The 21,631-nt window shown below is 63.4% G+C and carries 24 protein-coding genes and 1 pseudogene; 10 read left to right on the top strand and 15 right to left on the bottom strand.

Annotated features, from left to right (window positions below; genetic code table 11):
* The first annotated feature begins 184 nt into the window (after positions 1-184).
* Positions 185-1,057 (top strand): glycosyltransferase family 2 protein, encoded by an 873-nt coding sequence (locus EJC49_RS02680; protein ID WP_126697914.1) that lies wholly within the window; start codon positions 185-187, stop codon positions 1,055-1,057.
* Between the two features lie 22 nt (positions 1,058-1,079).
* On the opposite strand, the gene EJC49_RS26005 is transcribed toward EJC49_RS02680, so the two are convergent.
* The 6 genes and pseudogenes from EJC49_RS26005 to EJC49_RS02655 form a co-directional block, all read right to left on the bottom strand.
* A complete protein-coding gene (locus tag EJC49_RS26005) occupies positions 1,080-1,841 on the bottom strand; it encodes a glycosyltransferase (protein WP_245453236.1) in 762 nt (253 codons plus the stop codon).
* A gap of 168 nt (positions 1,842-2,009) precedes the next feature.
* Positions 2,010-3,083, bottom strand: a pseudogene (locus EJC49_RS02675) (glycosyltransferase family 4 protein); the annotation flags it as partial.
* A 13-nt stretch (positions 3,084-3,096) separates the two neighbouring features.
* Complete coding sequence (gene greA, locus EJC49_RS02670) at positions 3,097-3,570, bottom strand: transcription elongation factor GreA (RefSeq protein ID WP_126697913.1); 474 nt, start codon at positions 3,568-3,570, stop codon at positions 3,097-3,099.
* A 182-nt stretch (positions 3,571-3,752) separates the two neighbouring features.
* Positions 3,753-4,289 (bottom strand): PH domain-containing protein, encoded by a 537-nt coding sequence (locus EJC49_RS02665; RefSeq protein WP_126697912.1) that lies wholly within the window; start codon positions 4,287-4,289, stop codon positions 3,753-3,755.
* 211 nt (positions 4,290-4,500) lie between these two features.
* Positions 4,501-5,028: a tetratricopeptide repeat protein gene (locus tag EJC49_RS02660; protein WP_126697911.1), complete on the bottom strand. Its 528-nt coding sequence runs from the start codon at positions 5,026-5,028 to the stop codon at positions 4,501-4,503.
* 135 nt (positions 5,029-5,163) lie between these two features.
* Positions 5,164-5,514 carry a DMT family protein gene (locus EJC49_RS02655; protein ID WP_126697910.1) on the bottom strand — a complete coding sequence of 117 codons (351 nt, stop codon included), beginning with the start codon at positions 5,512-5,514 and terminating at the stop codon, positions 5,164-5,166.
* A 156-nt stretch (positions 5,515-5,670) separates the two neighbouring features.
* Here EJC49_RS02655 and EJC49_RS02650 point away from each other — a divergent pair, with 156 nt between their 5' ends.
* The gene (locus EJC49_RS02650) at positions 5,671-6,093 is read left to right on the top strand and encodes a DUF3775 domain-containing protein (RefSeq protein WP_126697909.1); all 423 of its coding nucleotides are present in this window, start codon (positions 5,671-5,673) and stop codon (positions 6,091-6,093) included.
* A gap of 274 nt (positions 6,094-6,367) precedes the next feature.
* The gene (locus EJC49_RS02645) at positions 6,368-7,093 is read left to right on the top strand and encodes an extensin-like domain-containing protein (protein WP_245453235.1); all 726 of its coding nucleotides are present in this window, start codon (positions 6,368-6,370) and stop codon (positions 7,091-7,093) included.
* A gap of 65 nt (positions 7,094-7,158) precedes the next feature.
* Here the strand turns inward: EJC49_RS02645 and EJC49_RS02640 are convergent, their stop codons facing one another.
* The gene (locus tag EJC49_RS02640) at positions 7,159-7,758 is read right to left on the bottom strand and encodes an NADPH-dependent FMN reductase (RefSeq protein ID WP_126697907.1); all 600 of its coding nucleotides are present in this window, start codon (positions 7,756-7,758) and stop codon (positions 7,159-7,161) included.
* 90 nt (positions 7,759-7,848) lie between these two features.
* Here EJC49_RS02640 and EJC49_RS02635 point away from each other — a divergent pair, with 90 nt between their 5' ends.
* Entirely contained in the window at positions 7,849-8,211 is a 363-nt protein-coding gene (locus tag EJC49_RS02635; protein ID WP_126697906.1) for a winged helix-turn-helix transcriptional regulator, read from the top strand.
* 121 nt (positions 8,212-8,332) lie between these two features.
* Here the strand turns inward: EJC49_RS02635 and EJC49_RS02630 are convergent, their stop codons facing one another.
* The gene (locus tag EJC49_RS02630; protein ID WP_280959995.1) at positions 8,333-9,115 is read right to left on the bottom strand and encodes a superoxide dismutase; all 783 of its coding nucleotides are present in this window, start codon (positions 9,113-9,115) and stop codon (positions 8,333-8,335) included.
* 210 nt (positions 9,116-9,325) lie between these two features.
* Here EJC49_RS02630 and EJC49_RS02625 point away from each other — a divergent pair, with 210 nt between their 5' ends.
* The gene (locus EJC49_RS02625) at positions 9,326-9,640 is read left to right on the top strand and encodes a Dabb family protein (protein WP_126697905.1); all 315 of its coding nucleotides are present in this window, start codon (positions 9,326-9,328) and stop codon (positions 9,638-9,640) included.
* Positions 9,641-9,748: 108 nt separating this feature from the next.
* On the opposite strand, the gene EJC49_RS02620 is transcribed toward EJC49_RS02625, so the two are convergent.
* The 3 genes from EJC49_RS02620 to EJC49_RS02610 are packed head-to-tail and all read right to left on the bottom strand — an operon-like array spanning position 9,749 to position 11,198.
* Complete coding sequence (locus EJC49_RS02620; RefSeq protein ID WP_126697904.1) at positions 9,749-10,132, bottom strand: VOC family protein; 384 nt, start codon at positions 10,130-10,132, stop codon at positions 9,749-9,751.
* A 27-nt stretch (positions 10,133-10,159) separates the two neighbouring features.
* Positions 10,160-10,786, bottom strand: a complete 627-nt coding sequence (locus tag EJC49_RS02615) for an RNA polymerase sigma factor (protein ID WP_126697903.1) — start codon at positions 10,784-10,786, stop codon at positions 10,160-10,162.
* Between the two features lie 4 nt (positions 10,787-10,790).
* Positions 10,791-11,198: an acyl-CoA thioesterase gene (locus tag EJC49_RS02610; protein WP_245453230.1), complete on the bottom strand. Its 408-nt coding sequence runs from the start codon at positions 11,196-11,198 to the stop codon at positions 10,791-10,793.
* A 190-nt stretch (positions 11,199-11,388) separates the two neighbouring features.
* Here EJC49_RS02610 and EJC49_RS02605 point away from each other — a divergent pair, with 190 nt between their 5' ends.
* Positions 11,389-13,005 carry a GMC family oxidoreductase gene (locus EJC49_RS02605; protein ID WP_126697902.1) on the top strand — a complete coding sequence of 539 codons (1,617 nt, stop codon included), beginning with the start codon at positions 11,389-11,391 and terminating at the stop codon, positions 13,003-13,005.
* A 19-nt stretch (positions 13,006-13,024) separates the two neighbouring features.
* On the top strand, positions 13,025-14,236 hold the full coding sequence (locus EJC49_RS02600) for a mandelate racemase/muconate lactonizing enzyme family protein (protein ID WP_126697901.1): 1,212 nt from the start codon (positions 13,025-13,027) through the stop codon (positions 14,234-14,236).
* Positions 14,237-14,302: 66 nt separating this feature from the next.
* Here the strand turns inward: EJC49_RS02600 and EJC49_RS02595 are convergent, their stop codons facing one another.
* Entirely contained in the window at positions 14,303-14,548 is a 246-nt protein-coding gene (locus tag EJC49_RS02595; protein WP_126697900.1) for a hypothetical protein, read from the bottom strand.
* Between the two features lie 59 nt (positions 14,549-14,607).
* Between EJC49_RS02595 and EJC49_RS02590 the strand changes: the two genes are divergently transcribed.
* Positions 14,608-15,717 carry a hypothetical protein gene (locus EJC49_RS02590; protein ID WP_126697899.1) on the top strand — a complete coding sequence of 370 codons (1,110 nt, stop codon included), beginning with the start codon at positions 14,608-14,610 and terminating at the stop codon, positions 15,715-15,717.
* On the opposite strand, the gene EJC49_RS02585 is transcribed toward EJC49_RS02590, so the two are convergent.
* The 3 genes from EJC49_RS02585 to EJC49_RS02575 are packed head-to-tail and all read right to left on the bottom strand — an operon-like array spanning position 15,708 to position 18,680.
* Entirely contained in the window at positions 15,708-16,616 is a 909-nt protein-coding gene (locus EJC49_RS02585) for an NAD-dependent epimerase/dehydratase family protein (protein WP_126697898.1), read from the bottom strand. The genes EJC49_RS02590 and EJC49_RS02585 overlap by 10 nt on opposite strands.
* Complete coding sequence (locus EJC49_RS02580) at positions 16,613-17,440, bottom strand: glycosyltransferase (RefSeq protein ID WP_126697897.1); 828 nt, start codon at positions 17,438-17,440, stop codon at positions 16,613-16,615. The genes EJC49_RS02585 and EJC49_RS02580 overlap by 4 nt, the downstream gene beginning before the upstream one ends.
* 19 nt (positions 17,441-17,459) lie before the next feature.
* Positions 17,460-18,680 (bottom strand): NAD-dependent epimerase/dehydratase family protein, encoded by a 1,221-nt coding sequence (locus tag EJC49_RS02575; protein ID WP_126697896.1) that lies wholly within the window; start codon positions 18,678-18,680, stop codon positions 17,460-17,462.
* A gap of 267 nt (positions 18,681-18,947) precedes the next feature.
* On the opposite strand from EJC49_RS02575, the gene EJC49_RS02570 reads away from it, so the two are divergent.
* Both EJC49_RS02570 and EJC49_RS02565 read left to right on the top strand, forming a co-directional pair.
* On the top strand, positions 18,948-19,364 hold the full coding sequence (locus EJC49_RS02570; protein ID WP_126697895.1) for a hypothetical protein: 417 nt from the start codon (positions 18,948-18,950) through the stop codon (positions 19,362-19,364).
* Between the two features lie 183 nt (positions 19,365-19,547).
* Positions 19,548-21,284, top strand: a complete 1,737-nt coding sequence (locus EJC49_RS02565; RefSeq protein ID WP_170314576.1) for a sensor histidine kinase — start codon at positions 19,548-19,550, stop codon at positions 21,282-21,284.
* The last annotated feature ends 347 nt before the right edge of the window (positions 21,285-21,631 follow it).

The following is a 21,631-nucleotide window of genomic DNA, read 5'->3' as shown; positions in this document are numbered from 1 at the left end:
AAGCATCCGCCACGGTCTCGCTTGGGCCCTTTCTGAACGACCGGATATGTGAATTGAATGAGAAGGCGGTCAACGACCTGTTGCTGCGTGCGAATATGCCGTAGTCGTCAGCTCCAAACCCGAAGCGATCCCGCGCCCCGCCAGAGGGTTGGTTGGTCGGTGCGCGCTCCTACAATCTCAGAGAATGAGTGTGTCCAAACCGGTGCCGATCTCGCCGCATGCATGTTCATCGCCTTCGTCGCAGGCGGCGGGGCACAACACTTCCGCGCTGGCGCAGATGTCGGCCTTCATCATCTGCCGGAACGAACGGACCATGCTTGGAGCCTGCCTCGACAGTCTCGCGGGCATCGGCGAGATCGTCATCGCGGATTCTGGCTCGACCGACGGCACCCTTGACCTGATCGCCGAGTACCAGTCTCGAGGTTGGCCGCTGCGTCTTTTCCACCGCGACTGGTCGGGCTTTTCGGCGCAAAAACAGTTTGCCCTAGACCAGTGCGTTAACGACTGGTGCCTGAACCTCGATTGCGACGAGCGTCTGTCGGAGGATTTGCGTCGAGCCATCAACGATCTCACCCTCGGCGACTCTGGGCCGATCGCTTATTCGTTCCCCTTGCGCGACTGGTTGCCAGGCTACGGTTATGCGCCGCGTCTGGTACACACGCATCAGGCCACCCGACTCTTCCGCAAGAGCCGCGCTCGCTACGATCATACAGCGCTCGTGCATGAAAGACTGTTGCTGGACGGCGCCATCGCACCCATCGGCGCCGGCTACCTGCTCCATTATCGCAATCTGCCGATCGCTCGCGAGCTCGACAAGGCCAACCGATACTCGACGCTGAAGGCCCGTCAGAAGTTCGCCGCCGGCGAACGATCGAGCCTTGCCCGCATTCTGTTGCGGCCGGTATGGCGCTTTACCAAGAGCTACATCCTGCAGCGATACATCGTATGCGGCGTTCCGGGTCTCATCTATTCGGCGCTTCTCGGCAACTATGTGTTCCTGACGGAAGCCAAGCTCTATCGCCTTCAATGCGGACGCGACGTTCCCGACGAACCTTGAACACCGCAGCCCGGCGGCATTTTCAACCGACGATGGATCTGACCCTATCCGCGAACTGCACCGCGATGTCCTCGTAACGGCGTCGTGCGGCCACGCCGAGAGCGGCCTTTTCCGTGTCCGGCTTGGCTAAAACAGCTTCGATCGCACGTTCGAGAGCAAGCCTATCGACATGATAGCAGGTGCCCAGATGGCGCGGCGTGGATGAAGCGACTGGGACGAGAATGCCGCAATCGGGCGTCACCATCTCGTTCATCGGCGGCCCGTCCGTCGTCACTACCACCGAACCGACCGAAAGCCCTTCGATAAGGTGATGCCCCCAGCCCTCGGCCCGGGAAGGACACAAATGAATGCCACAGGCATTCTGCTGCCGGCGGAGTTCCGCGTCGGAAAGGTATCCGGGGAGCAGCGTGATGTTGGATGCGAAGGCTGCCGACAGATTTTCCGCCTTCTGAATGACGACGAGTTCAGGCCATTCGGGATGCGCGCGCCATAGGTCCAGAATGTCCTCGGTCCCTTTGAGCGTGCTGCCGCCCGCCAGATGGAGGAAACGCGTCCAGTCCTTTTGAACCGAAAGATCTTGGCGATCATACGATGTAAAGCCGAGATACTCTGTTGGCCGGCCAAGAGCGGAGAAGATGTCAGTTGCGTGTCGAGTCTTGGCGAGGACAAGGTCGATCTGGCCAAGGCGGTCGATGTGGCGGCGAGGAAAGCGCTCCTGGTTCGGCAACAGCAGATTGCGAGAACCCGCCGAGATCCAACCCGCATGCACGCGCTCGAGATGCATGATCGTGTGGGCATGGCGCCGGCGAAGCAGGAAGGACACGAGCCCGCGTGTCCGAGTAGCGGCGTAGCCGGTCCGCTCCGGACCTAGAGCAGCACGCAGAAGCTTTGCGTCGCGTTCGAGGCCGTAACGATTACTGCGGGCGACGATCAGCACCTCCGGCTGTCGGACCCCGCTCCATACCCTCTCGTAAACCGCCCGAACGCCCGCCGCTTCATCGGCGAGGCGAAACGAAGTCCGCACCTTCTCCGCCGCTATGCGTCCATGCGCCTGTGCGCGCGGAACGTCGGACAGGTAACCTTCGATTGCGCTGCACAGCGCCACGCCGTCGCCGGCGGGCACCACACTGCCGGTGACGTCCGGGTCGATCATATCGGCATAGGCGCCGGCATCGCTGGTGACACAGGCCACGCCACTTGCCATCGCTTCGAGAGGCGTTAGCCCGAAACCCTCGTTGCGCGAGGGCGCAACGAAAAGGGTCAGGCGGCGGAACCAGGCCTTGATATCGGGAACTTCCCCAAGAAACACGATGCGGTCGGTCAACCCGGCTGCGGCGATGCGGCGCTTCAAGTCGGCGGCGAAGTCCACATTCTCGGACGTGACCCGCCCTGCGATCACGGCTGTCCAGTCAGGAAAACGCGGCAGGAGCGCGATCATCGCGTCGACGAAAAGGTCCGTCCCCTTCTGCTGGCGCACGCGTCCGAACGTGCCGATGGCGTAGCGGCCAGGTAGGCCTGCCTCGGCATAATCGTCGCCGGGGAATGAAGGCGGATGGAACACCTCGGCATCGACGCCATGACGCACGACCGTGTAGGGCACGTCGAGGAAGGCGCCGGAAACCGCGCTCGTCGCGATGACGGCGTCCATCCGGCGCAGCAGCCAGCGCGTGAACCGCGTGTGGCGCCGCTGGCCGGCGGAGGTGAAGACCACGCGCACCGGCGCGCGCAGCAGGTCGCGAAGGATCAGGCCCGCCACCATCTCGTTGTTGCGCCGGGCGTGCCATATCCGGAACGGACGTCCGCGTGGCCGGCGCCAGATCGCCGGCAGGTCACGCAAGTCTATTCGGGGCAGTCCGTCCGGCAGACCCGGCCCCAGCGTTGCAATGCGCAACGAGCGTGCCTGCTCCGGCACCAACTGCACGATCGTGCTGGTGACACCGGAAAGGCGAAGCTTCAGATTGGGTGCAATGACCTCGACATCATCGAGGGAAAGCGGGACTGATCCTGTCGCGTTGCTGGTATCCACGACGGAGCCGGCATCAACCGAAGCTGACGTCGACGATCTCGTATCCTCTCGCGCCACCGGGTGCATTGACCTCGATCGCATCACCCACGCCCTTTCCGATGAGGGCACGCGCGATCGGCGAGCTGATCGAAATGCGACCGCTCTTCACGTCAGCCTCTTGGTCCCCGACGATCTGGTAACGCTTCTTTTCCTCGGTGTCCTCGTCGATGATGACGACAGTAGCGCCGAATTTGACCCTGTCACCCGACAGCTTCGAGACGTCGATGACCTCGGCACGCGCGATCAAATCCTCAAGCTCGCCGACGCGACCCTCGTTGAGGCTCTGCTGCTCCTTGGCGGCATGATACTCGGCGTTCTCCGACAGGTCGCCATGGGCGCGCGCCTCGGAGATCGCCTCGATGATACGAGGGCGTTCTTCCTGTTGGCGCCAGCGCAGTTCTTCCTTCAGCGACTGGAATCCGCCTACGGTCATCGGGACCTTGTTCATCTATGCGACCTTTCCTTCGCCGGCGCCTGCCGCGGGATGCATAGCAGCCTCGGCCAAGCACAAAAAGAAAACGGTCCGCAAGCCATTGCCAGCGGAGCCGCACCATCTAAGCCACTACAATATAGCAGCGGGCCGCCCGATTTTCACCTGCAAAAAATAAGAATGCGAATGATCGGCGGCTTTCAGCGTTGAAGAACGGAGCGCGAACCATCCGGTTCCATGACGTCAGTTGCCGGAACGAAGGAGACGGCGGAGGCACCGACCAGCCGCCCGATTGCGCGCAACGCCTCACTGGGACGCGCGATGTCTGCGGCCTCGATCCTCATGCCGCCTGCGACCTCGAAAACCAACGTCCCGGAACCGGTCAGGCGCCCTACCGGTCCCCGCTCCAACGTCAGACGTCCGATCAGCGCATAGGGTATCTCGATGGGCGCCCTGCGCGGAAAACCTGTATGGACATAGACCGCATGTGGAAAGACGTCGATGCGGATCGTGAAGCGGCGAAGCAGGGCATGAGCGGCCAGAAATGGAACGGCGAGTGCCAGCACCAGAATGCAAAGCCGGGCGAGCGTGCCGTCGCCGAGTCCGACATACCACAACGTCAGGAGGGTGGCCGCGTAGCCGGCCGTGATCAGCACCATCGGAAGGAAGAGGGCGGCTGCACACGGCAGAAACGGCCCGCCCGATCCGACGTCCGGATTGTCGTTGTCGCCCCGCATTCGCCTGATTCGCACTCCCCACCATGGGAAGCATACACGCCTTTGCTTGCCGCATCATGCGCTTGAGCAAGAAACGTCAGCCCGCAACCGATCGACCGAGACATCGGATCGTTGCGACGGTGCTCAGCATTGGGTCTGCGCCGAGTTGAGTGTGAGGTGCTGGCCGCCTGCAAGGCGGCCCAAGCGATGCCTCAAACCGCCCAAAAAGGCTTCAGCCGTTCGAGGCCTCGAAGGCAGCAATGTGCCCGGCGAGTTCATCGTGCTCGGCGCTCGAGCGCCCTGCACGCTTCTCGATCTCGCCCAGTTGCTCACGAGCCGCGGCGACGTCGCCCATCTGGAGATGGGCTTCTCCGAGATAGGCTCGCGTCAGCACATGGTCAGGGTCGAGCCGCAGGGCCTCCTCGTAGTATCCGAGCGCCACCAGCAACTTGCCTTGCTTGCGATAGGCGTAGCCGAGCATGTTGAATACACCGGGATTCCTAGCGTCGTATGCGCGGTTCAGCATGTCGATCGCTTCGCCATAGCGTCCGGCATAGGCCAATGCCCGACCGGTCTCGAACAGCGTCTCCGGATCCACCGCGCTCGTCTTGGGCTCGCACCTCTGCTTGGCATTGTTGAACACCTGCCCCTTGGGGCAGGTGGGCGTGCTGGTCTCGCCACCGGCGGCCAAAACAGGCGCGGATGACATGAACAACCCCACCGCGGCCAGAGTGGCGCCGCGCGTCAACAGTTTGTGCATATGGGGCATCCTTCCGCTCAATCGTGCACACGGTGCACCCGATCGCAAGATAAATCAAACCCGCGCCGAACGCAGTCACTTTGACGTGACGGACAACACGAAATCCGCACCGGACCAGCCGGGCACGACCAATGACTATGCCCGGAAGATCACGGCAGCACCGCCGGCGATCATCGCGAAACCGATCAGGTGGTTCACGGTGAAGCTCTCTTTCAGGTAGAGCACCGAGAATATTGCAAAGACTGACAGTGTGATCACTTCCTGGATCGTCTTCAGTTCCGCGGCCGAATAGACCTGGTGGCCGAGGCGATTGGCCGGAACGGCAAGCCAGTACTCGAAGAAGGCAATACCCCAGCTTGCAATCACGACGACCCAGAGGGCAGAGGTCTTGAATTTCAGATGGCCGTACCAGGCGAAGGTCATAAAGACGTTGGAGGCGATCAGCAGCAGGATGGGCAGAACTTTCGGCGACAACAGCGCGGTCATAGAGACGTCCGGAAGGGAGGAGAACGGCAAGCAGCTTTCGTCCTCCCCCGTCATCCTGTCAACGGGTGGCTCTCGCCGGCGGCCGATTGCCAGCGCGGCGCGTTGTCGACATTATGTCATGAATGCCGAACATCCCATGGGAACGAGGAGAAGCCGGTGCGGAAGCCTGTCGAGAAGACCTGGGACCTGGCGATCGACCCGGACACGGTGCGCCTCTTCATCCTCAAGGCCAAGGCGATCAGCGCCGCGGTGAACGACGATTATCATGACGGCGCCGAACGCGAGGTGGAGCTTGAGGACACTCATGCCGGACATCATCACGACGGTCTGGCCGAGGAGGAAGAGGAGGACCTGACGACCGAGGAGCTGCGCGAACTGATCGCCGACCTGAACGTCGACGAGGCAGCGGATCTCGTCGCCCTCGTCTGGGTCGGGCGCGGCGATTACGACGCAGCCGAATGGGCCGAAGCGGTGGCGGCTGCCCGCGAACGCGCCAACAAGCGCACCGCAGCCTACCTGCTCGGCCTGCCGATGCTGGCCGACTGGCTTGAGGAAGGGCTGGAAGCGCTGGGAGCGTGATGTCTCAGAGCAGCTGATTCTGCATCTCAGTTGCAGCGCGCAACCCGCTGAAAGGATTCGAGCCTCGTCTATGGCGCGCCCGAAAAGCGCGCCTTGCCCGCCTTGCTTCCGCCACAGGCATGAACGCCACCGCTGAGCTTTCCTTTACCCTTGGTCCTTATGCTCCCGGCTTATCTGACGGGAACCGAAGTTCATGCGTAAATCGTTCCTCAGCCTTCGACGTGGCGGCCGGGCCGCCACCCGCCCACACGCCATCGCGGTCGCGACCCTCTTCATGGCGGGGCTGACCGCGTTGTCGGCCTGCTCGGTGGCGGACACACTGCGACCGGACGTCGACGTCGGCGTCAGAACCGCGGCCGTGCCCAGCCGGGGCCTGCAGGCGCTGGTGCCGTCGAACCCCTTCATGAGCGGCTACCCCCGGCTCAACGCGCCGCTGCCCAGCGAAACAGCCATGCCGGCCGAAGAGGTGCAGTGCCGACGGCAGCTGAAGCGGCTCGGCGTAAGCTACCGCGACATCGCGCCGATTCGCGACAGCGCCTCTTGCGGTATCGACTGGCCGGTAGAGGTGACGGGCTTTTCAGGCAATGTGAACATGAAGCCGGCCGCGACGTTGACCTGCGACATGGCACTGGCCTTCGGGCAATGGACCAAGGATGAACTGGCCCCCGCGGCTCGACGGCGCTACCTGTCCGGTGTCAAGACGATCCACCAAGGATCGAGCTATTCATGTCGACAGATAGCCGGAAGCCGGACGATTTCCGAACACGCAAAAGGTAACGCGCTGGATGTCATGCGCATCGAACTGAAGAACGGCAAGGACATCGACGTGCGCAAGCCTGGATGGTTCGCGTTTAGAGAACGCTCCCTGCTGAACACCGTGCGCTCCGATGCGTGTGGCTACTTCTCCACAGTTTTGGGACCCGGCTACGACGCCGCGCACAAAGACCATTTCCACTTCGACATCAAGGAACGCCGGAACGGCTACAAAGCCTGCCGTTGAGGCCGGCACGTCAAGCCCCCTGCCCTGGGCGGCGCGACGGACCAAACCCGCCGCGCCGGGCAATGTCAGGCCGCCTTTGCCTGCGCCACGTCGGCGTCGCGCGCGGCCTTCAGCGCCTTCGCCCACCAGGCGAACTGGTCGAGCATGGCCTTGGCGCCGTCTTCGAGATGCGCGATCTCGCCGAGTTTCGCCTGGCCCTGCATCAGCGCCACGAAATCGGCCATCAGGATGTGAACGCCGGAGCGGATCGGCGCCATCTGCAGTTCCACGGCGTGCAGCCGCAGTTGCTCGACGGCGCGCGCGGCACCGACGCCGCCATAGCCCACGAAGGCCGCCGGCTTGGCGTTCCACTCTGTGTAGGCGTAGTCGAGCGCGTTCTTCAGCACGGCGGTCGGACCGCGATTGTATTCGGCAACGGTGAAGATGTAGCCGTCGAGCGAGGCGACCTTCTTCTGCCAGGCCTGCGCCACCTCGCCTTCTGACGGCCCCCAGGCCGGCGACCGGTCCTCCTCGAAAAAGGGAAGCGGATAGTCGCGCAGGTCGACCATCTCGACTTCGAAATCGCCGTGCGCGGCGGCGAGGTCGAATATCCACTGCGCCGGCTTGTCGGCGAAGCGCGCCTTGCGCGTCGAGCCGATCACTATTCCAATACGCGGTCTGGACATCTTAGTCTCCTTTCGAAACGATAATAGGTATCATAAGGATACCCGCTTACTGTAAGAGACTATCGGGATGGCCCGCAAGGAGGCACGTTCGTGACACCGAGGCACCTGCACGAAACCGAAGACTGCCGCGCGGTGAGCGCCGTGCTGCAACGCGTCGGCGACAAATGGACCGTGCTCGTGGTGAGCAGGCTCGGCGCCGGCCCGATGCGCTTCAACGAACTGCGCGCCGCCGTCGGCGGCATTTCCCAGAAGATGCTGACCACCACGCTCAGGGCTCTGGAGCGTGACGGCTTCGTCACCCGCACCGTCTTCCCCACCATCCCGCCGCGCGTCGACTACGAACTCACCGACCTCGGCCGCGAGCTACTGGTTCCCGTCCAGGCGCTCGGCGACTGGGCGCTGAAGAACATCGACCGCGTCGAGGCGGCGCGGATGCGGTTCGACGGGGCATGAGGACAGGAGAGTGGACAATGCTGCGAGCCGGAGCCGTCGGCCACCCAACCGTGCGCGTTCTTGGAGGTCCTCACGCTACGGGGTGCCGGAACCAGAGGCTTCCGACCCGGCATCCGATGGATCACTGATCCGCCAGGGCAGCCTTGTAGTTCTGTGAAACCTGCCCCCAGTCGACGACATCCCACCAGGTGCTCAGATACTCGGGCCGGCGGTTGTTGTAGGTGAGATAATAGGCGTGCTCCCACACGTCGTTTCCGAGGATCGGCGTGCCTCGAGTCTCGGCGACATCCATCAGCGGATTGTCCTGGTCGGGCGTGGTGGTGACCGCGAGCTGGCCGTTGGTGTCGACGACGAGCCATACCCAGCCCGACCCGAACTGGCCGGCACCAGCCTCTTCGAAAGCCGTCTTGAAGTCTTCCATCGAGCCGTAGACCGCATCGATGGCGGCGCCAAACGCCTCCGAGGGTTCGCCGCGCTCGCCTTCTGGCGCCATGAGCCGCCAGAAAAAGGAGTGATTCCAATGCCCGCCGGCATTGTTCCTGATTTCCGTCGACAGGCTGCCAGCCGATGCGACGATGTCTTCGAGCGACATGTTAGCAAGCGCGTCGTTGGCCTCGACGGCCTCGTTGAGCTTGTCGACGTAGGACTGGTGATGCCGACCGTGATGAAGTTCCATGGTCTGCGCATCAATGACCGGTTCCAGCGCATTCGCTGCATAGGGCAGATCAGGCAGGGTGAACGGCGCTGTAGCGGCAGCGAAATCGTCCTGCGCAACGGCGACCGGCAAAGCGAGCATGAGGGCGGCGGATGTGACGAGAGCGGTACGAAACATTGGAATCTCCTGAGCGAGGTGGATTTCACGGCCAACGCCTGGGATCGCGATAAGTTCGGGTGGCCCGGTCAAACAGCCTTCATCTGGCGGCCAAGCGCATGGGCATGCGCCGGTAAAGTCACGGACTCGCGGAGCGGCGCGCGACTGCAAACCTCGTGCGGCGCCAAGTTGTCAAAGCGAGCCGACTGAATGAGCAAAACTCGGCCATGGGGCATTTCTGGCGGACGCTGATCTCGGATACAGGCGTATGATGAGGTCGTCCGGTCTGCAGGGAGCGAGATCATGATCCGCCACATCGTCCTCACCAAGTTCAAGCCCGAGACGACTGAGGACGAGATCGCCGACATCTACGCCGGTCTTTCAGCGCTGACCGACAAACGGTCCGGCGCGCGCGGCTTCACCGGCGGCCGTTCGGCGAGCCCCGAACAGATCGAGCGCGGCTACATGCACGGCTTCGTCATCGATTTCGATAGCTGGAAAAACCTGAAGGCCTACGCGGAGCACTCCGAGCACCGGAAACTCGGCGCACGGATCGTCGAGAATGCCGTCGGCGGGATCGACGGCATTCTCGTGCTCGACATCGAGGTGCCGGAGTGAAGAGCGTCTGTGACAGTCGCTGCCGGTAGCCCTTGGCATAGCTGAACCCTACCGGCAGGGCGCCGAAGCCGGCAAGCTCAGGTCCCGCCGCCTTCCTCTATATACCACTCACCCGAGCCGCCGCGGCTTCTCCGCCGATTGGTACAGCGACAGAACGTGGCCGTCGGGGTCGGCGTAGTCGCCGGACCAGCCGCCGGGCGCGTGGCTGACGGGTGTGACGATCGTGGCGCCCTGTTCCACCAAGGCGGCGGCGACGTCGTCGATGCCGCCGTCTTCCAGATTGAAGACGATGATGGGCGAATCGCCCGGCCGGGCTTCGCGGACGAAGAAGATCAGGTCGACGCCGCCAGCCGTCGAAGCAATCAGAAACTCTTCGTCGCCATCCTCGATGCGCTGGACGTGGAGGCCGACGACGTCACGCCAGAATCGCTCCGTGCGATCGAGGTTGGAGATGTAGTAGCAGATGTTGCCGATGCGGGCCTGTCCGAGCATGGATACCTCCGTTGAGTGCTGACATGCCTAATTGCCGCCGAGTGCCCTTTCGTGAGGACGCGCGGACGAAAGATCGAAAGCGAGCAGATGGCCGTCGGGATCGTGGCTGGCGAGCGCCACGCCCAGTTGCCGCGCGACGGGCAGCAGCGCCCGGCGGATCGCGCCGAAAGGCAAGGGCAGCCGCGAAAGGGTAGCCCCCTCGCTCTCGCCACCGACCGCCAGATGGACGCGCCAGCGCGCCTTCAGCGTTCCAATGCGCTGTCGCAGGGCCATGTCGCTCGTGCCGATTATATGGCGAATTTCCGCCCGCGTCGCTCCGGCGCCGGCCAACATCGCGACAAGCCGAAGAGACGGCGGCAGCGAGCCAACGAAATTGGCGGGAAGCCCATCCGGCAAGCCAGCGGAACTAGGGTGCTCGACCACCGATGCAAAGGCGGTTTCCCGTTGTGCGCGACGCGCCGCGCCGCGATGTGTGGTCGCCGCGATGTTGCGCATCACCCCGATCAGCCAGGCATCGAGATCGCGGTCCCGTAGACGTCCGGCGCCGATGGCGACGATCAGCGCGTCCTGCAGCAAATCGTCCGCGTCCTGGCTACCCCGTGCATACCGCCGCGCAAGCCCTCTCAAGCGATGGAGACGTGCGGCGTCGAGCATGGGATCACGCCCGCGAGCCGTCTACCGGAACCGGTTTCGGCTTGCCGTCCTCGTCCAATGCGACCATGACGAAATCGGCGTCGGTCACCTTCTCCATAAGGTCGGAGAGATAGCGTTGCGCCCAGGCCTCGACCTTCAGCGTCATCGAGGTGCGACCGACGCGGGTGATGTGGGTGTAGATGCACAGCGTGTCGCCGATCTTCATCGCCTTGGCGAAGGACATTTCCTTCACCGCGGCGGTGACGACGCGGCCTTTGGCGCGTTCGGCGGCGCGGATGCCGCAGGCCAGATCCATTTGCGCCATGACCCACCCGCCAAAAATGTCGCCAGCGGCGTTGGCGTCAGCGGGCATGGCGAGCGTACGCAGGGTCAGTTCGCCTGTGGGAGCCATTTTCGCTTCGGTTTCGCTCATGCCGTGGGTCCGCTCCAGTCAGGGTTTCCCGGTGGTAGCGAGCGCTCCGTTCGGCGTCAACGCGCGGGCCGGCAGCACACGCCGTCGTTTTTCTCACAGCGGGCGGCGCTGCGGGGGCAAGACGCGGAGGGCGGTGCGGGTCTAGTCTTCGAGACCGCCAGCCAAAGGGACGAGCGCCGGACGCGCAGCCATGCAGACACACGACTTCATCATCGTCGGTGCCGGGTCGGCCGGGTCGGTGCTTGCAGAGCGCCTGTCGGCCTCCGGCAAATACTCCGTGCTCGTGCTGGAAGCCGGCGGCACCGACCGGCGCTTCTACGTGCAGATGCCGCTCGGCTACGGCAAGACCTTCTTCGACCCGGCCGTGAACTGGAATTTTCGGGCCGAACCCGACCCGGGGCTGGCCGGCAACAGCGACCACTGGCCGCGCGGAAAGATCCTCGGTGGCTCGTCGTCGATCAACGCCATGGTGTGGGTGCGCGGTGCGCGCGAGGATTATGACGACTGGCGCGACGCCGGCAATCCGGGCTGGGGGCATGACGACGTGCTGGCGGCGTTCAGGGCGCTTGAGCACAACGAATCGGGCGAAAGCGAGTGGCGCGGTCGGGGCGGACCGCTGCATGTCTGCGACATGCGCGAGAAGGTGCATCCGCTGACCAGGCTCTACCTGCAGGCCGGCCTGCAGGCCGGACTGCCGCTCAATGAGGATTTCAATGGAGAGAGCCAGGAGGGCGTCGGCGTCTATCAACTGACGACGCGCAATGGCCGGCGCATGTCGGCCGCCCGCGCCTTCCTGCGCCCGGCTATGAAGCGCAAGCACGTCCACGTGGTGACCAACGCCCACGTCTCGCGCATCCTCTTCGAGGGTCACCGCGCCGTGGGCGTCGAGTATGTCCGAAACGGCCAGACGGTGCAGACGCGTTGCGGCCGCGAGGTGATCCTGTCGGCCGGTGCCGTCTGCTCGCCCAAACTGCTCGAACTCTCGGGCGTCGGCGATCCGGCCCTGTTGAAAGGCCTCGGCATCGAGTTGCGGCACGCCAACGCCAATGTCGGCGAGCACCTGCAAGACCACCTCGGCATCAACTACACGTGGAAGGCCAGGCAGAAGACGCTGAACCAGGTGCTGCGTCCCTGGTGGGGCAAGGCGCTGGTGGGCATGCAGTACCTCCTGGCGCGTTCCGGCCCGCTGTCGATGTCGCTAAACCAGGGAGGCGGCTTCTTCCGTACCGACCCAACCCGGTCGCGGCCCAACATGCAGCTCTATTTCCAGGTGTTCTCGACCGTTTTGCCGCGTCCCGGCGAGCGGCCGATCCTGTCGCCCGACCCGTGGCCGGGCTTCTCCATCGGCCTGTCGAACTGCCGCCCGTCAAGCCGTGGCGCCATCCACATCCGCTCGGCCGATCCGGCCGAAGCGCCAAAGATCGTGCCGAATGCGTTTTCGACCAACAACGACGTGGCCGAAATGCTGGACGCAGTGAAGTTCCTGCGCAAGCTGGCCTCTATGCCCGCAATCGCGCCGGTGATCGCCGAAGAGGTATTGCCGGGACCTTCCGTGCAATCGGACGAAGACCTCGTGGCCGACTTTCGCAAGCGCTCCGGCACGGTCTATCATCCGGTCTCGACCTGCCGTATGGGGCCGGACGCAGCGACCTCGGTCGTGACTCCGCGGCTCAAGGTGCACGGACTGGAGGGTCTTCGCGTCATCGACGCCTCGGTATTTCCATCGAACGTCTCCGGCAACACCAATGCAGCGGCAATCATGACCGGTTGGAAGGGCGCGGAGATCGTGCTTGAGGACCAGGTGTGACCATGAAAGGACCGACATCATGAAGATCACCGACGTCAAGACCTGGGTCGTGGGCAACCCGCCGCCCGGTATAGGGGGCAAGTATTTCATCTTCGTCAGGTTGATGACCGATGGCGGCGTCGCTGGCTACGGCGAGGCCTACAATGCGAGCTTCGGCCCTCATGTGACCGCCCGCATGATCGAGGACATGGCCGAACGGTACTTCATCGGCCAGGATCCGCACGACATCGAGATGTTCTTCCGCCGCTGCTACTCGTCGGGGTTCACGCAGCGCCCGGACGCGGCCGTGATGGGATGTTTCTCGGCGCTCGAGATCGCCTGCTGGGACATCATCGGCAAGGAGGCCGGCAAGCCGGTGTGGAAGCTCCTGGGCGGGCGCGTGCACGAGGCGCTGCGGACATACACCTATCTCTATCCGCATGAGGGCTCGGTCCACACCGAGGACGTCGGCCCGAGGAACGTCTACAACGATCCCGACATGGCGGCCGAGTGCGCGGCCGAATATGTCGAGCAGGGCTTCACCGCCGTGAAACTCGACCCGGCTGGTCCCTACACCGCCTTCGACGGACACCAGCCGCGCCTCGTCGACATCGACCTGTCGGCGCGCATGATGAAGGCGATCCGCGAGGCGGTGGGAACGAAGGCCGACATCCTCTTCGGCACCCACGGCCAGTTCACCGCGTCGGGCGCGCTGCGCATGGCGCGCGCGATCGAACCCTACGACCCGCTGTGGTTCGAAGAGCCGGTGCCGCCGGACATGCCCGAAGTGATGGCGCAGGTGGCACGCGGCACTTCGATCCCGATCGCCACCGGCGAACGGCTGACGACCAAGTTCGAGTTCGCCCGCGTCATCGAGCAGCGCGCGGCCTCGATCCTGCAGCCCGACCTAGGCCGTTCCGGCGGCATCCTGGAGACCAAGAAGATCGCGGCCATGGCCGAGGCCTTCCACATCCAGATCGCGCCCCACTGCTATTGCGGGCCGATCGTCGGCGCGGCCAACATCCAGCTTGCCGTCACACTGCCGAACTTCCTGATCCTCGAGGCACTGAAGCAGTGGGATGGCTTCCACGAGACACTCCTGAAGAAAAAGATCGAATGGCAGGACGGCAACGTCATCCCGTCGGAGGAGCCGGGCATCGGCGTCGAACTCGACGAAGCGGTCTGCGAAGCCCATCCCTATGACGGCAAGGCGCTGCATCTTCAAATGATGCAGACGCCGCTGATGCCCTAGCGACGGAGAGCATCCGGCGCGATGGCGCGAAGACAACAGAGGGCCGCCTCGGGATGTGCCTCTCGATCATACGATCGGCAGGCACCAGCCGGATCTCGCCGAAAATTGGACCGCATGACCTTGGCGAAGCGACAAATCCGCCAACAGGCCGTCCGCTTGCCCGCAATGGATTTCAATTTTCAGACCCGGTCGACTAGGATCGTCCTGCAACTCATGGGGGAATCCAGTCATGTCGGCTTTTCGGGAACCGGGACGCGCTTGTGGCGTCCCTTTCATTCGTGTTCCTATCTCCAGCGGCACGCCAGCGGTCATCGAAGACTTCGAGGGGGCTCGCGCCGCCCTCGCCCTCTTTCCGGCCTGAGCGAGCCGAGATGCGCCTGTTGAAATGGCTTGTCAGAATGATCATGCGGGTCGTCGCAATCATCCTGATCATTCCGGTCATCGGTGTAGCCTATGGCTGGATGACGACCGCCGACAGAGCACCGCCAACGCGTTCGCAGACCGCACCAGTCGCCATATCGCTACAGTTGCGCGAAGAAATACAAGGCTACCAGAGACCAGAGGAAGCGACCTTCGTGACTTATGCCGAAAGGTCGGTCGTTCACGCAGCCCACGACTATGCCGCCTTCGTCGCCACGCGTAGCGAAAGCGAGTTCCCCTATTTCGGCTATGTGGGGCGCTTCTGGAAGGACTATGCCATTGCCGTGCGCACAACGTCCAACTTGCCCGTCAAGACAAGAACGCATTTGAGGCTTCTTGCCATCGGGACCGCTCATACTGTCGATCTCGGGCTGCAGTGGGCGTGGGAAAACACCGTCGGCCGGCTGACCGAATGGACGGCCGGCTGGCGCAAGACCCAGCAGGACCGATACCTCGCGTCGCTGGCCTTCGAATATGCGAGTTTCCTCGACCAGGCGCCATGGCATCGCTTCGACCACGCGGGGAAGCGCGCCGGTTTGTTGAAAAGCCAGCCTGCTTCCGGCAATGCAGCGATCCGTTCGTGGGAACGCAAGCTCGCCTTCGGCTTATCGCTTTCAATCAAGCAGGCTGCCGCCAGCTTGCTAGCCTCCAGTTTCGATGGGAGGGCAGACCCCTCGCGCTCGCACATCTATGTCTGGGCGCAAGGTCCGGTGACCGACGCGATCCGCGGTCTGCCGGACACCGCGCTCGAACGGCGGCTCGGCAGCGACGGCACCGTCTTCATCACGCGTAGACGACAAGCCTTCACCGACCTGGTTCCACAACTCATCTCGAAGGGCATCCGCTTCACCGAGATCGGTGGCAACCAGGACATTCTCCTCACGGTGCTGTCAGAGTCGTCCGCAGTCCAGCCGGCCGGTGTTCGACGGCTTTTCGAATACAAGCTTCCAGCAAATCCTGCACGAAAAAGGACCGGATTTATCGTTCCGGTATCCAGCTTGCACGTCGTCTTGCCGCTGCTTGTGTCCGGGGGTGCCAGACTGGAGCATATTTACGACTGACATGCCTGCCGCACTTCGGGCAAAGCCGCCACTGTCTTCTCCAGAAGCGCGGAGCCACCCGGCCGCCAGCCGAGTGCCGCGAGCCGGTCTGTCGCCATCATGCCGAGCGACGCGGCATCGGCGCGATCGGGCAAGGCATGCGGGCAGCCGGTCGCCTCCCGAACCATCGACAACAGATCCCGACGGTCGAGCACGATGTCGGATACGTTGAACAGACGGTGACTGAGTCTCGACGGTACCACCTCCAGCATCAACCCCACAGCCGACGCCACGTCGTGCCCATGCACCTCCGTGGCGACGCGCGGCGCGACCGGCACACCGGCAAGATAATCTGCGATCAGGCCGGACCACTTGTGCGGCATGCCCGGCGCCGATGCACCGTAGACGCCGGTGACGCGCAAGCTGATACCGAGGAAGCGATGGTCCGACAGAAGGTCGAGCGCCCGCTCGGCGGCATGCTTGACCTGGCCATAGATCGTGTCCGGGTGCGCCACGACCGTTTCATCGAGCACACGGCCGGGAGCCTGCGTGCCATAGGCGGCGCGGCTCGACAGGAACACGACGCGGCCGACGCCGACCCGCTTCGCCGTCTCGAACAGCGCCATCGTTCCGTCGAGGTTCCGCAAGCGAAAACCGTTCGGATCGGCGCCCTCGCCGCCGCGATACTTGCCCGGCACATGGTCAAAGGCAGCATGAACGAAACCTTCCATACCCTCGAAAGCCGCGGATTGATCCAATGTGGGATCGAGGGTTCCCGCAACGACGTCGACGCCGTTCGGCAGCAGGCCCACCTGAGGCTGCGTACGGGCAAGAACGCGAACCTTGTGGCCGGCCTCTGCGAGACGTTCGACGACGAAGCGCCCGACAATACCGGTCCCGCCCGAGACGAGGATCTTCACTTTTGCGGGCTCGCCCGGTCGGCAGGGTTTGCGAGCCCGGCGAGGTCGGGAAGTGGCAGATCGGTGTCCAACGCCTTCCACATTTCGATGAGCGGCCTAAGCTGCTCGGCCCTCGGGTGTGCGGCCTCCCAAGGCTTCTCATACTGGTAGTGGATGACTCGAACCGACGCCCAGTCCCACAGTTCCGGGAGGTTGAACCACACATATTGAAGCATGTTGTCGAACACCGGCAGGCCGTGCCAGTCGGGGAAGAACGTCTCGAGGAAAGTCTGGTCGGTCCGTCGCCAGAAGGCGTCGGGCGCGTCAAGGCGGGCAAGCATGGCATCGAAGGTCGCCCGCGACGGCTGCGCGACGAAGACGCCCGAGTTCAGCCGATGAAAGTCGGAGAGGCTTTCGTAGACATTCGGCGCTGCGGAGAACTCGGGGTAGCCGAACAACCGGTCGATGCTGCGCAGCACGATCGTGTCGGCGTCGAGAAAGACGACTCGATCGTATTCCTCCAACTCCCACAGACGCAACTTGGCGAAATTGTCGAGCGGCGTGTGGAAGTCGGGCTTGCGGCCCCGAATGAACGGCGCATCGGCATGCAGTTTTGCTCGGGCGTGTCGTTCGTTGAACGCATCCGAAGTGGGTAGCAACTCGGATGCGACCAGCCGAGCACCGAGTGCCTTCAGCGGCGACAGTTGGCTAGCCGCGACGCCGCCGGTGTGGAGCACGACGACCTCGGCCTTCGTTCCGGCACGTTTCAGCGACCGGATCAGTGCCGCAGCGCCGCGCGCATAGTCGACATTTGTGACCAGCGTGACGAAGGCGTGGCGGGTCATGTTGCGCCCGAACCGCCTCTCACCCGACGCTCTTCAGCCGTTTGCCTTCCGGATCGTGGTCCAGCGTCGGCGCGATGTCCTTCGTCCACGCCGAAACAGCGGGGATGCGCGAACGGTCGACCCGATACGCGAACTTCCGCGCCACGTCGATCACCTCCGACAGCAGCCCGGCCTCCAGCGTGATCGGGTCGAGCCCGAGCGCCAGGAACTGCTCGTTGCGGACCACGAGGTCATTCTCCGCCGCCTCCTTGCGCGGGTTGGGCAGGTAGGCAACACGGCCGCCGGCGATCCGCGCCACCATCTCGGCCAGGTCGCGCACCCGATGCGTCTCGGTCATCTGGTTGAAGATCTTCACCCGTTCGCCGCGCTTAGGCGCGGATCTGAGCGCCAACTCGATGCAGCGAACCGAATCCTGAACGTGGATGAACGCACGTGTCTGTCCGCCGGTGCCGTGCACCGTCAGCGGATAGCCAATCGCCGCCTGGATCAGAAAGCGGTTCAGCACGGTGCCGTAGTCGCCGTCATAATCGAAGCGGTTGACGAGTTGCGGATGCAGGCGCGTCTGTTCGGTATGGGTCCCCCAGACAATGCCCTGGTGCAGGTCGGTGATGCGCACGCCGTCGTTCTTGGCGTAGAACTGAAACAGCAGCTGATCCAGGCATTTGGTCATGTGGTAGATAGAGCCGGGATTGGCAGGATAGAGGATTTCCTGGCTGACCGTCGCGCCGCCCATCGTCTCGATGCCGACCGGCAGGTAACCTTCCGGGATCGCCGCGCCGACTGTCGAATAGCCATAGACGCCCATCGTGCCGAGATGGACGAGATGCGCGTCGAGGTCCAGTTCGACCATGGCGTTGAGCAGGTTGTGCGTGGCGTTGACGTTGTTGTTGACCGTGTAGTTCTTGTGCCGGTCGCTCTTCATCGAATAGGGCGCGGCGCGCTGCTCGGCGAAATGGATGATTGCGTCGGGCCGGTTCTCCGACAGCCAGCGCTTCAGCACCTCGTAGTCGCGCGCGAGGTCGATCAGGTGGAAATGGATGCGCCTGCCCGTCTCCTGATGCCAAATGCGAGTGCGTTCCTGTATCGAATCCATGGGGGTCAGCGACTGCACGCCGAGTTCCGTGTCGATCCAGCGGCGCGAGAGATTGTCGAGAATATGAATCTCGTGCCCGAGGCTGGACAGGTGCAGGGATGTCGGCCAGCCGACGAAGCCGTCGCCCCCCAGAACTGCAATCTTCATCGACTCGGTTCCTTCCTTTCGTAGCCGGCTCCCCGATAGCAGCCATTTGTGACAGGAATAACGGCTGCTGTGAGGCACGCTCAAGGCACGACGTGCAGTGCCGGGTCCGGCTTCGGAGCCGTGGTGGCGGCGCAAAAGTGTTGTTGCAGCGCAGGCACAGCTGGGGCTCGGGCAGCGAACCGCCACAGTCTCTCCCGGTTTGGGGCCAAATGCGGCCCGGATCTCCATCTACCGCATCATCGTCGGGAGGATAATGGGACAGGAATCATGCTCAAGCCTGTATTAATTGCGCTGACGATGATGGGATGCGACTGCGAAGAACAGCTTTGTGTTCCGCTGGGCGAACCTGTCGAACAGTTTACGACCATCGAGGAGTGTGAAGCCACACTCGCATCAGTGATCACTTCGGAGACACACCGGCATTACCCACTCATCAAGGCGCAATGCGACAGGCAGGACGACCCCGGACTTTTGCTCGCAGCCTCGGCGGGCACGGGCGGTTCACGGCAAGAGACCCCGGGTATGGACATGTTCCTTCCGGGGATCGCTTTCGTCGGGCGCACCAGCGAGTATCTCGTCTATCGAACAACCGACGGTGTACTGACGATGCGCGACGGATTTGGCCGGGCCGTCGATGTTGTTCAGGGCGGCGCCGCGCGAGCCTTCGCCGTTCTCGCTCGCTGAACATCCACATTCGCGATACGACGAGACTTCAGCGCGCGTGGTCGCGCGACTTCCATTGCATCGTGGGGTTGGGGTCGGCATAAAGTGGTCTCGCAGGTCTTTGCGCCAGACTGCCGCCACGGCCTGACCTGCCTGTTCGGGGAAACGTCCGGTCCGGCCGGACGGTTGAGAGGAATGCGACCGTTGCGTCCCAAGCGTCTGCTGGCGCGGCACACGTCGGCGCCGAGAACGTTGAAGTTCCACCTGATCGCCTTTGCGGCGATCCTGGTGCTGCCTCTTTTCGTGATCGCCGCGCTCGCGGTGAGCTGGTTTGCGCAGGCCGAACTCGCAGCGAACGAGAGTCGGCTACAGCGGATGGCGCAGGACATTTCTGCGTCGGTCGATCGCGACGTCATCGGCTGGTTGACGGTCCTGGACACGCTCGCGACCTCCGAACTCCTCAAAGCCGGCGATCTGGAAGGGTTTCATACCCGGGCAAAGGCGGCGCTTCGCAACAGCGACGTCCACGTCATTTTGGTCGCACCGGACTTCCAGCAACTCCTCAACACCCGCGTCCCATTCGGCACGCCGCTGCCGCACGTCGCCAATTCAGAGGGCGTGGAATCGGTATTCCGCACGGGCCTGCCCCATGTATCGGATGTCTTCGTCGGCAAGGTTTCCGGTGAGCCCGTCGTCAATGTCGAATTGCCCGTCTTCGCCGGTGACCTGGTTCACCAAGTGCTCGTCATCACCTTCTCTCCGAGCCGCATCGCAGACATCATCGGCAAAGAACAGCTCGGTACCGGTTGGACAGTCACCGTGTCCGACCGAAAAGGCAGCATCCTAGCGCAGCGGTCGGATGGCGACGTCTCCGACGAACCGCCCTCCGTGGGACAGTCACCCACCAGTGCTGGGATCATTCGCGAGGCCGATGACGATTCGACCGAGTGGGTGGAAGGCTATCGGTGGTCGTCGACGACCGGCTGGCGCACGTCGGTGCGGGTCTCCCGCGCCGTGCTCGACGCACCTTTCTGGAACAGCATGAGCGGACTCGGAGCACTGGCGCTTGTCGTCGGCCTGGCGAGCATTGCACTGGCAAGCGTGCTGGCACGACGCATGTCGTTAGCGATGAACAAGCTCAGGCTCGCAGCCAGCGATCTCGCGGCGGGACGGGCCATCGAAGCGGCACGCCATCCCATCGCCGAGGCGAACATGGTTGTCGACGCCATCCGGCAGGCAGCCAACATCATCAGCGATCGGACCCAGGCGCTGGAAGCGAGTGAAGAACAGTCGCGCAATCAGGTCGAGGAGATCAAGCTGCTGATGGGCGAGTTGGCCCATCGCAACAAGAACGTCATGGCCGTATTGCAGGCGATCGCCCGGCAGATCCTGCGACGCAGCGAAACGCTCCAGGACTTCCAAGAAAGTTTCGACGCGCGCATCGCATCGCTGGTGCGCTCCAACGACCTGTTGTTCGGCGCGGCCGGCACAAATGGCCGCCTGCGCGATCTCGTGCTTCGCCAACTCGCTCCTTTTGTCGAACCCGACGCCGAGCGGGTCGATATCCACGGCGAAGACGTCATACTCAGGACCGACGCCGTGCAAAGCCTCGGCCTCGCACTGCACGAACTTGCGACCAACGCCACGAAGTACGGCGCACTGAGCGACAAGCAAGGCAGGGTGACCGTGAGCTGGCAGCGAATCGGCGAGACCGGCCTATCGCTCTCGTGGACGGAGATGGATGGTCCACCGGTGGCCGAACCCACCCGCTCCGGATTTGGACAGGTGGTGATCGAGAGGCTGACGGCACAGAATCTGTCGGGAACCGTCGACTACTTGTTCGAACCAGCTGGCGTGATCTGGCGGTTGCGTGCCTCCAACATCCTGGTCGCAGCGCCGGAAGCCGCCTCTGCCCCGCGTCCGGCACCTGTCGAGAGCTGACGTTCCGACACCGCGGACTTAACGGACGGCGCACTGAACGCCGTATCCGCGCATCCTTGCGCCGCAACCAAAGCAGGCTCGCTCGAACGCCGCAGCTTCGCGGTCTCATGGCCGAGCACCCCGCATGCCCCCTCGCCAACCGTCTCCTGGACCTTGGTCGTACATCGCCCCGATCAATAATGTCATAATAATTACATTTATCCCTGCGATAACCTGAAAGACAGAGAATACTCTCCGTATTCTCTGCATTTTTGTCGTTTCGGGGTCGAATTATGTCACATAAATTACATTATCGAAGCAGCCAGAATGCACGCTTCAGTAGCACGTCAACGCTGGCGATCGCGCTT

It is taken from the genome of Aquibium carbonis (assembly GCF_003970795.1).
GTDB lineage: Bacteria > Pseudomonadota > Alphaproteobacteria > Rhizobiales > Rhizobiaceae > Aquibium > Aquibium carbonis.
The sequence above is the reverse complement of the archived record's forward strand: the minus strand, read 5'-3'. Positions and strand labels throughout refer to the sequence as shown.